General features: G+C 42.0%; 12 protein-coding genes. 4 read left to right on the top strand and 8 right to left on the bottom strand.

The genetic code is table 11. The features are described 5' to 3' along the window. Nucleotides 1-26: 26 nt before the first annotated feature. The 7 genes from FXF70_RS17365 to FXF70_RS17335 form a co-directional block, all read right to left on the bottom strand. A complete protein-coding gene (locus tag FXF70_RS17365) occupies nt 27-1,745 on the bottom strand; it encodes a DUF2334 domain-containing protein (RefSeq protein ID WP_148780842.1) in 1,719 nt (572 codons plus the stop codon). Next, a complete protein-coding gene (locus FXF70_RS17360; RefSeq protein ID WP_017358417.1) occupies nt 1,735-2,586 on the bottom strand; it encodes a GGDEF domain-containing protein in 852 nt (283 codons plus the stop codon). The genes FXF70_RS17365 and FXF70_RS17360 overlap by 11 nt, the downstream gene beginning before the upstream one ends. Beyond that, nucleotides 2,567-3,649, bottom strand: coding sequence for a glycosyl hydrolase family 8 (locus FXF70_RS17355; protein WP_148780841.1), 1,083 nt, complete (start codon nt 3,647-3,649; stop codon nt 2,567-2,569). The genes FXF70_RS17360 and FXF70_RS17355 overlap by 20 nt, the downstream gene beginning before the upstream one ends. 197 nt (nt 3,650-3,846) lie before the next feature. Then, on the bottom strand, nt 3,847-6,033 hold the full coding sequence (locus tag FXF70_RS17350; RefSeq protein ID WP_148780840.1) for a DNA topoisomerase III: 2,187 nt from the start codon (nt 6,031-6,033) through the stop codon (nt 3,847-3,849). 72 nt (nt 6,034-6,105) lie between these two features. Then, on the bottom strand, nt 6,106-7,161 hold the full coding sequence (locus FXF70_RS17345) for a tartrate dehydrogenase (RefSeq protein ID WP_148780839.1): 1,056 nt from the start codon (nt 7,159-7,161) through the stop codon (nt 6,106-6,108). A 97-nt stretch (nt 7,162-7,258) separates the two neighbouring features. After that, the gene (locus FXF70_RS17340; RefSeq protein ID WP_148780838.1) at nt 7,259-8,191 is read right to left on the bottom strand and encodes a DMT family transporter; all 933 of its coding nucleotides are present in this window, start codon (nt 8,189-8,191) and stop codon (nt 7,259-7,261) included. Then, nucleotides 8,188-9,009 (bottom strand): AraC family ligand binding domain-containing protein, encoded by an 822-nt coding sequence (locus FXF70_RS17335; protein WP_148780837.1) that lies wholly within the window; start codon nt 9,007-9,009, stop codon nt 8,188-8,190. Before FXF70_RS17335 ends, FXF70_RS17340 begins: the two co-directional genes overlap by 4 nt. A 154-nt stretch (nt 9,010-9,163) precedes the next feature. On the opposite strand from FXF70_RS17335, the gene FXF70_RS17330 reads away from it, so the two are divergent. Both FXF70_RS17330 and FXF70_RS17325 read left to right on the top strand, forming a co-directional pair. Next, a complete protein-coding gene (locus FXF70_RS17330) occupies nt 9,164-9,838 on the top strand; it encodes a GntR family transcriptional regulator (RefSeq protein WP_025206775.1) in 675 nt (224 codons plus the stop codon). Nucleotides 9,839-9,970: 132 nt separating this feature from the next. Continuing rightward, the gene (locus FXF70_RS17325) at nt 9,971-10,267 is read left to right on the top strand and encodes a DUF3817 domain-containing protein (RefSeq protein WP_008347156.1); all 297 of its coding nucleotides are present in this window, start codon (nt 9,971-9,973) and stop codon (nt 10,265-10,267) included. A gap of 58 nt (nt 10,268-10,325) precedes the next feature. Here FXF70_RS17325 and FXF70_RS17320 read toward each other — a convergent pair whose 3' ends face one another. Continuing rightward, entirely contained in the window at nt 10,326-12,575 is a 2,250-nt protein-coding gene (locus tag FXF70_RS17320) for a hypothetical protein (RefSeq protein WP_262368874.1), read from the bottom strand. Nucleotides 12,576-12,735: 160 nt separating this feature from the next. On the opposite strand from FXF70_RS17320, the gene FXF70_RS17315 reads away from it, so the two are divergent. Both FXF70_RS17315 and FXF70_RS17310 read left to right on the top strand, forming a co-directional pair. Further along, on the top strand, nt 12,736-12,954 hold the full coding sequence (locus FXF70_RS17315; RefSeq protein ID WP_048002380.1) for a hypothetical protein: 219 nt from the start codon (nt 12,736-12,738) through the stop codon (nt 12,952-12,954). Nucleotides 12,955-12,967: 13 nt separating this feature from the next. Further along, on the top strand, nt 12,968-13,150 hold the full coding sequence (locus FXF70_RS17310) for a hypothetical protein (protein ID WP_008347162.1): 183 nt from the start codon (nt 12,968-12,970) through the stop codon (nt 13,148-13,150). The last annotated feature ends 225 nt before the right edge of the window (nt 13,151-13,375 follow it).

The following is a 13,375-nucleotide window of genomic DNA, read 5'->3' as shown; positions in this document are numbered from 1 at the left end:
GTATTAATGATAGGTAAAATAAGATATCAGCCACCTGATTTTCTCTCCTTAAAGATCCGTTTTTTCATCGTCAGCCTTAAATACAATGTGTAAAAAGCAAATGCCACAATAAAGAGCAGCACCACCATTGTGAGCATTCGAAGCATATTTTCCATCCCGCTTCGTTTGTTTGTTTTTGGTTCAGCTATATTGGATTGCTCTATTTGAATATGTCCATTTCCTGTTGTTTTGATCTGGACATGCGGGGTTTCAACAGTCTGTTTTGTTTTCTTTAAATCTAGCCATTCACTAGAAGGGATCGCATCCATTTGTGTGATTAACTCTTGCAGACCATCTATCCCCGCTTCCACATCGTAGGACAGCCCAATGGCGGCGGATTGGATATGCTGCATGGATTGAATTGTCTGCTCAGCCAGTATGTTTGCACCTTCTTGGTCAGACGCTGTATCTATAGACTGTTCAGGATATAAAGTCATGCCATGAAGCATGGCGGGTGTCGACAAAAACGGTGATGCACTTCTTGTTTTCCATGTACGGCCTGAGAGCTGCACCTGTCCAAATAGACTGGACACATGGCGGGAAATCACTTCATAGCCTTGCAGGGATATGGCGTCATTCGGCACTTCAAATGCAAGTGGATATAACCCCTGCTGCGTGAGCAGTTCAATGCCTTTTGTCAGCTTTTCTTCTGTATAGATGGCTTCTTGATGTTGATTGGATGTGATATACGCATTAAAATCTTTTTCATTCGGAAAAAAGCTTTTGTTAAGCTGCTGATCAGCTTTCTCTGGTTCATTTGACGTAACGGGCTGATCGTACTTTACATCCCAAAATTCAAAGCCTTTACCCGACTCCTCCGTTCGATACGTACGGCTAAACCCATGAAGAACGACACTAGCTCCATTGCTTTGCAATTGTTTTAACACGTGGACAAGTTTAGGTCGGTCACTCAGCGTCACTTCATCCCCTGTTGCTGGATCAATCCATATAGGGGTCACCGCCAGCAGAAAAGGGATATGGCGAGCTGTTACGTATCGCCCAAGTTCAAGTAACTTCTTCTCATCCGTGACGGGGTTAATCTTCCCAAGCTGTAAGTACTTTGTCTTCGTCTGACTAGAAACCGGCAGGAGAAGACTTTCAAGCACCTCTGCAAGTAGCTTGTCGTGCTGAAGCATATTTAGCATTCCGACATATGCCACACCTTCTTTTGTTTGAATCACAAATGGCTGCTCAGCTTGATTTTTCTTTATTAAGAATTTACGTTGCAGATCTGTCCCTTGAACCGTCTGAGCTGTGATTCCTCTCTCTAGCTGACGGTATTCTTGATCATCAGTATCTTTGATTTGACTGATGTGATCTTGTTTGTGAAAAGTAAGCTTGGAGAATGGGCGAAGCTGTTCCGCATTGTATCCAATTGCAATTAAGCGTTTTGATTCGTTTATGAGACGAATGGTTTGTGCTTTCAACGTTCTCTTTTCTTCACCTATATAGATAACTTGCTGAAAGTTATTGAGGTTCTTTTCAGTTATTTGTTCATCAGATAAAATGGTCGTTCGTGTGGAAAAATGCCCCACAAGTACATCAAGCATATGAACAGATGGAGTTGCCTCACCTGATTGTGTGGAATAGACGATGAGGGTCCTGGACTCTTTCTCAAGTGCACCGGCTGATGTACTGTCTTTGATCAAAAGCATAGAGAAAAGAACGATTAACAAACAACATTTCGTCAAAACATTAAAGTTCATTCATCATCATCTCGTTTTCTAGTTCTTCTAAAAATTGCTCTGGTGTCCGATAGTCCGAGCTGCTTGTTAAATGACAGACATGAAAAGTTAAGGTCACTTCACGACCATTTAGCAGGACATGCGTTTGCAGTTTGTCCTTTAGCTTTTCAAGAACGATCGAGACGTTTTCTGCAGGTGTGTGAGTGAGCAGCAGCCCGATTCGTTCTTCGGATAATCGAAATTTCTTATCGGTTTCTCTCACACTTTCGCGTATCTTCATACTGAGTTGCTGGAAAAGATGCTGCATTTCTTTTTCTCCATATAATGTTTTGAATTCCGCTGAGTAGTGCATATGAAGAAGGATAAAGACGAATGGCTGTTTATATCGTTCTGCTCGTTTCATTTCCTCAGATAACTCGAGCCTCATCCGCTCTGCATTGTCAAATCCTGTGGTTGAGTCAATCGCTACAAATTGTTTGATGGCCCTCTTTTGTTGGTCAATGGTGTGACGCATCGTTTTTATTCGCTCATGCACGTTTCCAGCAGAAATAGCAAAAAAGAGAAGCGCCACGCCCCATATCACGACATCTTGCAACGTTTGATGAGAAAAGAGTGAATTTGTGTGACCAAGCTCTGTAAAGAACATCCCGCTTCCTATAAAGAACAAAATCAACAAAGTAAAAACCAATGCTGGCAAAATACCAAATAAAATGCCGCATCCTATCACGACAAATGTGAGTGTGATGATCATGACACTCTCCGCATCACGTCCATTCAAGTAGCCCATAAATAAAATGAGTCCCGCAAACGTGAGGAGCACCGTATAATACGTGCGATAGGTGTTACTGAATAACCTTTTCATTTAGAAGCTCCCTTTCTGCAATTAGAGGCAATAAATTATCAAATGAGTGTGTATCTTTTTCGTTCATATAGCCTCCGTAATAAGGCTTGAGAGGATCTTGGATTTGCAGCTCTTTCATTCGGTGATAGACGTCTTTTGCAAAATCATCTTCTCCTTGTTTGAGTGCATAGAAGATCACCAGTGCATAGACTGAAGGTGATTCATACGTCACTGCTGGCTGTAATGTGCTCAGTTTATATCGTCCATACAGTTTTCCTTCCTTTTGGAAGTTGGTTTTCAGCCATTTCATGATGACTTTTGTATCAACCTGTGCACGTTCGGCATAAAGAGCCGTATAAAGCTGGTCGATCAAGTTGATTTCCTGATCAAATGAGTAGACTTTCTTCGCTATGTCATAGGATTTTGGAAAAAATCCTTTTTGTCTCGGTGCATTTTGTAGAATAGCCAATTGGTTGTTCATCATTTGTTCTGTGAATAGGTGGAGGGATACTAGTTCTTTGATTGCTTTTGGGTCAAGATATGAAAGTGTGATTGTATGTGAAGTTTGCTTTGTCGATGCATCATAATAGTCGGTCAACATACCCTTGAACATGTTTTTGTCTTTTAACGCTTTTGCGATTTTTTTGGCTGTGGTTTGATACACTGACTTCTGCCACAATTGATCTGCTTTTTGAAGTGCTGTTACTACACGTAAGTCATCAACTAAAGCATTGACTTTGCTTTTTTGATGAGATTCGATTTGCCAGCTAAGAAGATCATGTTCCAGTAAGAATTGAGTGCGCAGGACGTCTACCTGTTGATCAAAAGATGTTTGATCTTTTTTTCTAACAAGATAATCCATCCAAAGTCCGAGCGATTCTGATAAGTAAGTGGGCTGTTCCGCTAGCGAGGTTCGAATCATGCCTTGGTCTGTCATTAAGTGGTGAGTCATAAAGTACTCTCCTGACAATACTGGCTTTGCAGGTTCTGGTTGAGCTGAATGTTGCTGCTGTTTCCAGGTACATCCACCTAGTAGAATGACAATGAGTATAGCGATAGCTGTACGATGTATGGGTGTATCCATTCGTGTCCCCTTTCAATCCTTGTTCTCTCTAAGCATCTAACGATTTATTATAGAGCGTTTCTGTTTAAATGAAAATAAATATTTTATACCAAATTACGAGTCTTTTCGCTTACATATTCCCATTTACAGAAAAACAACATGTCAAAATACTCGAACAAACAAAAAACCCATGCGAATTCACATGGGTTTTTACACAACTATTGATCTAATTTTAGTTTCTTCAATTGTTCTGCAAGTGCGTTATTGATTGGTTCTTCCACTTTCTTTTGTTTTTTCATATATTTAGACACATCGTGCTTACTGGCTCGTTTTTGATTGGATTGTGATTTGCGTTTTTCGAAAACAGACAGTTTCTCTCTATGACCACAAACACAGGCAAATATTTTGCCATCGCCTTCCCCGCGCAGCTCAAGCTTTTTATGACAGTTCGGGCAGCGTGCATTTGTTTTCTTTGCCACATTTTTTCGATGTCCGCATTCTCTATCCTGACAAACAAGCATGGTGCCGTTTTTCCCGTTCACTTTTAACATGAGTTTTCCGCAGTCAGGACAATGTGTGCCTGTCATGTTGTCATGCTTAAAGGTTTGGTTCGTTTGTTTGATTTCAGATACGGCTTGTTTTGCATATGACTTCATTTCACTCATGAATTGAGAAGCTTTCAATTGGCCTTTCGCAATTTTAGAAAGCTTTTGTTCCCATTCCGCTGTTAACGCAGGTGACTTTAAATCTTCAGGTACTAAAGAAAGAAGCTGCTTCCCTTTCGATGTGATGAAGATGTCTTTGCCTTTTTTCTCAATTAAGAAGCTGTTAAACAATTTCTCAATGATATCAGCTCTTGTGGCCACTGTCCCCAATCCACCCGTTTCGCCAAGGGTTTTCACTAAGTCTTTTTCCTTGTTCTCCATAAATGCAGACGGGTTCTCCATGGCAGATAAAAGGGTCGCTTCGTTAAAACGAGCAGGAGGTTTCGTTTCGCCTTTTGTCTCTTTTAATTGGCGTACGTCAAGTGACTGCCCCTCTGTTAATGCCGGCAAGTGCTGATCTGCTTCGGCTGATTCCTCGTCTTCATAGGAATCATCGTACACGGCTTTCCAGCCGGCTGATTGCACAATTTTTCCTTTCGCTGTGAATGTCTCACTGCCGATCTTGGCGATCACTGTTGTTTCCTCATATTCAAATGGGGTCATCAGTACAGCAAGGAATCGCTTGGCAATCAGGTCATATAATTTACGCTCTTTATCGCTTAATGCCCCTGGATACAGCTCTTCCTCGGTTGGAATGATCGCATGGTGATCTGACACTTTGGCATCGTTGACAAAACCTTTATGTGCTTTAATGCCTGATTGTAAAATACGATTCACATGCTGCGCGTAAGGTCTAACGTTCATTCCTTTGAGTCGATCTTTTAATGTAGGCACGATATCTGCCGAAATGAAACGTGAATCCGTACGCGGGTATGTGACGAGCTTATGCTGCTCATACAGACGCTGAAGTGTAGACAGTGTTTCTTTTGCTGAAAAACCGTAGCGTTTATGGGCATCACGCTGCAATTCTGTCAGGTCATACAATCCTGGAGCAAAGGATTTTTTCGCTGTTTTTTTCAGTGCATCAATCACTGCAGGTTTGCCTTTACAGGCTGCCAAGCGCTCCTTCACTACATCCTCTTGGAATGTACGGTTTTGTTTTGTCTTTGCATCCTGCCAAGTCAGCGTCAGTCCATCTACTTGTGCAGTCAGCCCAAAGAACAGCTTCGGCTGGAATTGCTGAATGTCTTCCTCTCGCTTGGCGATCATAGCAATCGTTGGCGTTTGCACACGTCCACAGGATAACTGCGCATTGAACTTCGTTGTCAGCGCTCTTGTTGCGTTGATCCCTACAATCCAGTCGGCCTCTGCACGCGCAACCGCCGAGCGATACAGGTTATCATACTCTCTGCCGTCTTTTAATCGTTTGAACCCTTCTTGAATGGCTTTGTCTGTAACAGACGAAATCCATAAGCGTTTTAGAGGCTTTTTCACATGTGTTTTTTCAAGAATCCACCTTGCCACAAGCTCCCCTTCACGTCCAGCATCTGTTGCGATGACAATGTCTTTTACATCTTTTCTCGCCAGCTGCGCTTTGACCGCTTGGAACTGCTTCCCTGTCTTTTTCATCACGACAAGCTTGAGTGGTTCTGGAATAATGGGTAAATCCTCTAGGCGCCAAGATTGAAATTCTTTCCCGTAGCCTTCTGGATCAGCCAGTGTCACCAAGTGGCCAAGCGCCCACGTGACAATGTATTGATCTCCTTCTAAGAAACCATTTCCTTTTTTATGACACTTCAGCACACGTGCAAGGTCACGTCCTACCGAAGGTTTCTCTGCTAATACAACTGTTTTTGACACTAGATTTCACATCTCTTTCTTCTATCCATCCTTTTATTATAGCAGACGTGGAGATGCGGTTCTAATGACGGATTATTTCTTCAATCGTTTAATGATTTCGTTTGTGACCTCTTGTGTTTGATAAGCTCCGCCGATATCTGCCGTTAAAAAGCCGTCTGCTGTGACAGATTCAATCGTATCGAGAAGGTGTGTGCCTAATTCTTCCTCTCCGAAATGATCAAGCATGAGTTTAGCGGTCCAGATTTGTCCGATAGGGTTTGCGATCCCTTTTCCAGCGATATCTGGTGCTGATCCATGTACTGGCTCAAACATGGATGGATATTTGCCATTTACATTGATATTGGCTGCTGGTGCGACACCAATACTACCCATGATAGCGGCACCAAGATCCGTCAAAATGTCACCAAATAAATTGCTGGCAACAATCACATCGAATTTCTCTGGTCTTGTGACAAAGAAGGCTGAGAGTGCATCAATGTGCTGAGAATCTGCTGCCACATTAGGGTAGTCCTTTGAGACGTCTTGAAACACTTCATCCCAAAATGGCATGGTATGCACGATGCCGTTTGACTTTGTTGCACTTGTTACATGCTTTCGTCTCTTTTCTGCTAATTGAAAAGCAAAACGCATCGCACGTTCTGTCCCTTTTCTAGAGAAGACGGCATTTTGAATCGCAAGCTGATCCTCCCCTTGATAAATCCGACCCCCAATTTCACTATATTCGCCTTCTCCATTTTCTCTTACAACTAGTAGATCGAAATCTTTTGGCTGAGCAAGCGGAGAACGGATGCCGCTCAGCTGTTTTGCAGGTCTAACGTTAATCACCTGTTCAAATTCCCGTCTAATTTTTATGAGCAGTCCCCAAAGCGAGATATGATCAGGCACTAAGTTGGCATCACCGACAGCCCCTAAGAAAATACTGTCAAAGGCTTTCAGTTGTTCCAATCCATCCTTTGGCATCATCTCGCCATGCTCTAAATAGTATTCGCAGCTCCACGGAAAATCCTGAAAAGAAAAAGTCAGACCGCCATGCACCTCTGATATCGCTTTCAAAACACGTACTGCTTCTGGTACAACTTCTTTTCCTACCCCATCACCAGGTATCGTCGCAATCGAAAAGTGTTTCATTGTATTCTCCCCCTTATGAATGGTCGACCGTCGACCGATTAAGTTGAGTTTACTAAAGAGTTCATGTTCTTTCAATAAACAAAAAGACGCTTTTTGATCAAAGCGCCTTTTTGTTCTGCAACTGTAATGGGACTGGCTGTTTTTTTCTACCTGCTCCTTTTTTATCTGAAAGAAGCAATCCTCCCAAAGTCAGAGCTGTTCCGAGCAGTGACATGAAGGTCAATCTCTCATGGAGAACGATCATTGAAATGACCATCGTGATGATTGGAACGCCATAAATGTAGATACTCGATTTCACCACACCGATCGTCTTCACGGAAAAGCTCCATGTCAGAAAACAAATAGCAGATGCAAAGACGCCTAAAAACAGCAAGTGGAAGGCAAACGATGGATTCGTCAACCGCTCCCAGTCTAAACGAATCTTAAAATGCCAGATCAGTGGAATCATCCATAACAGCCCGTAAAAGAAGACACGTCTTGTCACCTGAATAATATGGTAGCCATATTGATTGATCATTTTCGATAAAATGGAATAAAATGCCCAGACAATGGTAGCCATAAATGCTAAAGCATCGCCGAGTGGATTCAATTGGAATGTCGTCATCCCGTTCAAGCTAATCAGCACAATTCCCGTCATCGCAATGAAAAAACCGATAAAAAACCGGCTATGTAGCGGCTCATCTTTTAATAAATAATAAGACAATAGAAAAGAGAAAAATGGGACAACGGAGCTGATAACACCTGCATTCGAAGCGAACGTATAGGTAAGTGCAACATTTTCTAAAAAATAGTATAAGACCACACCGCATAACCCTGCGAGCGCAAACATCCCTTCATGCTTTCTATGCTGCACCTTCATGGTGACTGGATAAATGATCATCAGGGCAAGGTACCCAAGGAAAAAACGAAAAAATAAAATCTCTGTTGGAGAAAAAGCCGTTAATAATATTTTGGTTGATATAAAGGTAGATCCCCATAAAAAAATGGTGAGCATGGCTGCTAGATGACCAAGAAGCTGTTTATTTTTCATTTTGCTGTTACCTGCTTTGCAAAAATTTGCTGATACTGCCCTGGCGTAAGCCCAATAAATTCCGAAAAGAAATGAGTCAAATGACTTTGATCAGAAAATCCAGCGGCAGCAGCTACATCTATTGGCTTCATTCCTTGGGCGAGAAGTTCCTTCGCATAGTTCACCCTGATTGTCTGTAAATAACGATACGGCGTAATTCCTCTGAACTTTGTAAAAGCACGCAGCAATGAATATTTGTTCATGGACACAAGCTCACCTAAGTCATCTAACGATATATTTTCCGTGAGATGTGTTTCAATATATTGCTGTACGTCTTGGACTTTTTGTTCATTGGCATTGGCTGCTGATGCTTTTTCCTCTGGTGTATCAGAATAGGTTTCGATCAACTGCTTCATCAAAAAGTAAAAGGCTTCCTGTTTATTCAAAGCAGGAGCTTCTTCTGTGATCATTTGATGAAGGTCATATAATTGCTTTGCTAGTTCACTTTGTGAAACCACAGGGGCTTTAAAATGCGGCTTGTGCTGAAAGACCTTCTCCAGCACCTCTGGTTCAATATTTAAGCTGCGATAATCTAGCGGCATGTGATCAAATTGTTCACATGCGTGGTTATCGTACGGATTGAAAAGAAGGATATCTCCTTTTTCAATGATGTATTCTTGATTTTGGCAGAACATACGTCTTTGACCGCCTTCAATAAATCCAATCACATAGTATGGATGAAAATGTTTTGGGAACTTTTTGATGATGGCATGAAAGCGATACGCCTCTATTTGCAAGTCCTTATCAAAATGGACTGTTCGTTCCTCTAGTATTCTCATGTCGATCCCCTCTTTTCACTGAGCTGATCATTAGTGTAGCACACCCTTTTTCTCTTGGATTGTACGATATTGACTTTTCGATGCAGGCTTGCCTAGAGGGAAGAACTTGGATAACATGAGACAAAAGATGATGTACAAAAGAGGGAATGATGGGATGAATTCATTCGAGATGGAAAGACCAGCACCGTATCACATGCAATTTTATGAACAGCTGAAGCAAATGATTTTTGATGGCCAGTTTCAGCCAGGAGAGCGCATCAATGAAACGCAGCTTGCCAAACAATTTGGCGTAAGCCGCTCACCAGTGAGAGAAGCCATGCGGCTTTTAGAAAAGGACGAACTTTTAATCGCTGATCCCAAATCAGGCTACTCTGTCTATACGTTAACAGAGCGGGATGTCGAGGAACTCTATCAAGTCCGAATGGCTTTAGAAACGCTTGCCGTTAAGCTTGCCTGCAAAGAAGCCACAGATAGAGAAATAGATGACATTGAACAGGTGCTCACGAAGGCAGACGAAGCGATCAAACAGCAGCTGCCATCTCAGGATATCGTTCAGTTACACGAAGCGTTTCATCAAACAATCATACAAGCCAGTCACAATCACCGTTTATCTAAACAATTAAATCACGTGAATGCGCTCATTCATTATTGCCGCATCTTTCATTTTAGCGGCGGGCCTCGGGCCGAGACGATTCAAAAAGAGCATACGGCCATTTTCACTCAAATAAAAGAACGCCGGGCTGCTGAAGCCGTTCAGGCGATGACAGACCACCTCATACATGATGTGGCGCATTTAAAGCAAGTACTCTCTGAAACAACCGAAAAGTAATGCGTGTCATTTCCCATTTTTTAAGCATTCGTTGAACATATTTTGAATTTTTCGTAGATTATCGCATGTTCAGGCGATCTTTCGTTTATATTAGAAGATGAGAAACTAGCTTTTATACAGGAGGATTTGTATATGCATACAAGTATTAGCCGTCTGAGACAGGCGGGTTTTATTGAGGGTATGTCTCTTTTAACCCTTCTTTTAATTGCCATGCCTCTAAAATATTTTGCGGATATTCCGATGGCGGTCACCATTGTGGGCTCTCTTCATGGCGCATTGTTTGTGATCTATATGCTCATTTTGGCATATGTGACCTTTAAAGTTCGCTGGCATTTGAAATGGTCCATCGCCGGATTCTTTGCGGCATTCATTCCTTTCGGCAACTTCGCCTATGACAAGGTGCTTCGCCAGTATGATACAAAAGCTTAATCAAAAAGGGCTAAAACGACATTCGTTTTAGCCCTTTTTCTACACGCTGACGTATTTTTTAAATCGATGCATATTTCACAATGGCTGCTTGACGTGTCATTTCGTGATATGCCACCCATAATTCATCACCTGGCAAGACGCTAGTGATCGGATCGATTGGCTGTTTCACTTCATACATCACGCCTTCTCTCTCAATCTGAATGATCGCTAACGGCTGGTTGCCGATGACACCGGAAAATGTGACATGGGTCACTTTTGCACTTCCTTGTTTCTCTTGCATAAGACTGATTTCTTTATCTAGCTCTTCTTGTTTTGTCTGCATCGTGATTTGAGTTCCTGGCGCGACCTCCATATGGTCAGGTATGAATTGACTGACCGTTTTTGTAATGGATTGATCTCCGCTAGAAACCGTCACATCCAGCATAATAGGCTTCTGATCATGAATTGTGACTGGATATTGCTTCACCCGTTGGATCGTTCCTGTCAATGTCACGTCTTTCCCCGATCGATTCCGCACTTCATGGCCATAGGCTGCCATTTTCAACTGACCGCTGATGTCAACGAGATCGGCTTTTTCTCCTAGTTTAAATTCAAAACCAGCTGCTTGAACCATCGGAATGGTATACCTTTTCTGATCTGCTTCAAATGTAAGTGATAAGACGGTGCCTCGTCCTACGATTCCATATGATTCTATGTTTCTTAAAATAGCGCCTTTGATGAACTTTGGCTCGCTTGGCTGCGAGAAGTCACCTTCTTTTAAGAGCATCGCTTTTTTCTTTTTCGGATTGTAGAGAATGGCGATACGCTGACCCGGTTGCGGTATCTGAGTATAGGATACAACCGTTTTAACCGCCTTTTCGATATTTTTCCCATCATATTGAAATTGAAGTTGCATGTTGACCAGCGGCTGTTCGTTGATGTAGGTACCCGTTTCTTTGACTGATACAATATTGGCTTCTAATGTGACACTGTCTTTTATCTTGTTCTTTCTCACAAGCCTCAAAATCGGTGGCAGGAAGATCGCTAGCACAAATAACAACAGTGGGATAAAGAGCCATATCGCCCAGTTGAGAATAAGTGGTCCGCCCTTCATGACATATTGCATAAAGGTGTCAACAGACGTTTGGTGGGCTGGACTGGCATTTTCGATTGAGATAACCTTTTGCAAAGGAAATTCCTTTAGCTGTTTGCTTTTCGCCTCAAATGCCCCCGTTAATTGGTTGCCAAGTGAATAATAGAGCCAATCGCTCTTCACATTTTTATGAAAAGAGAGATCTTCTTTTTGTAAAGATTCATATGACAACGACTGAGACAGCTTGCTGGCAGACGTCGCCTTATTCGTGCGATGATTATAAATATAACCAGTCAGCTTGCCTTTTGCTTCGTCCTTTGCTGTAGAGCCTAAAAGAAGAACTTCTTCTTCATTCAGCTGGTAGATAAAGGTTTGGTACATCGGTTTTGGTGTTGGGACGACTTCCCCAAGCCTTCCCTCTGCATCCACTTTCCTTGGTCTTTTTGGATAGTTGGATTCGACAGCGACAGCCACGTTTTGTGATGATCCGATCGTTTTTTTCAGTTGCTGCACGACTTTATCTTCAATGAGGCTAAACGGTTCTGCACTTTTGGAGACATAGACCCCAAGCTGATGCTTCTCGTTTGAGATTCCGCTGACATACGCCTTCTGGTCATTTTTCAAAGTCAATTCAAACATAGGGAATGGGGTCTGCCCTCTAAAAGAATTCATGACGACATCGATGGAAACAGGTCTTGCTGGTAGCTTCAGCTCGCTGAGATTGTGGACATGAAACTGACCATTCTTTAGCTCACCGAGGACCGCAGCAGCGCCTTCCATTTCTCCTGTAAACACGAGACGTCCATTCCATTGATATGTATTCGTTTTTAAAAATGAGGGAATCTGTAAGTTTTGCTTGACGAGTTCTTTCTTTGCTCCGCTTGGAGACAGTTTTTCGATCAACAGCTGATCGTCTTTATTTTTTAAAGCAAGTAAGAGATGGTTCCCTTGAATAGATGGCAGCATTTCATTAAACGTATCGCTTTCCGTTATCCATTCACTGATTCTTTTTCCTGATTGAGGATCATACATTGCAAAATGGAGCTGCTGGTTTTTTGATACAGCACTCACTACTCGTTTTCCTTCATCGAATGTAAATATTTGTTTGACGTCATATTGCGTCGCTTTCCCTGCTGACAAATCATCTTGGTAATGGTTCCACACCAAGACACTAAGAATGATTGCTGGAATAAAGAAGACAATATACCTGAGGAAAATCACTGGTATTCTTTTCACTTGATCGCTTCCTTTCATGGAGTTCCTTTTTCTTATACGTCAGTGCAGCGAGAATGTTTCATGCTAGAAGAATACCATTCCAACTTTCTAAATCCATATTTTACATATTTGATTGTTTACGATAAAATCCAATCAGATTCAAAAAAAGGATGTTATCTCAATGGATAAGCTATCATCGATCATTCTAGCGGCTTGGCTGCGTGTTCCCCGTTGGTTCAAGCAAGGGGTGCTCGTATCTATTACCATTTTCTTTTTTTATATGTGCTTTGTAAAGGGGCTGACTGGCTGGTACACCTTGCCGCCTGTCACTTTGCTCGCATGCGCCATTTGTTCCTTTTTCATCTGGATGGTGTGGCTAAACAGTCAAAAAAACAAGTAAAAAGGAGAATTTCATGAAAGAATCCATCTTTTATTTTGCTATCTCTTTTGTTCTTCAATGGGTTTGGTTTGGGGTTGTGCATCCAGATAGAGGCGTGACACTGCTGGACATGTTGATCTTCTCTATTTTGTTTACGGTGATGTTCTTTTTTATTGGCCGGATTTGGAGGTATCAGAAGAAAGGGCGAAGTGAGTGATGATGAAGCATTTCCTCTTTCTGTCGATGAGTGTTCGTTGTTCTATTGTTGACGGCGAATCTTTTTGAAGGGGATGTCATGCGGATGGTGTCCGCTTTTAACCTAAAAAGGCTGCCAAATAGATGGCAGCCCGTTTCTTACTCTTTTCATGCAAATAAATAATCAATGTTTAATCTCCGTCACGGAGTGTATGAATTAAGATTCGATCATATCAGTGTGTCATAT

The organism is Bacillus sp. Y3, assembly GCF_008123875.1.
GTDB lineage: Bacteria > Bacillota > Bacilli > Bacillales > Bacillaceae > Bacillus > Bacillus altitudinis.
Note: the sequence above shows the minus strand (reverse complement) of the source record. Positions and strands in the feature narration are given on the sequence as shown.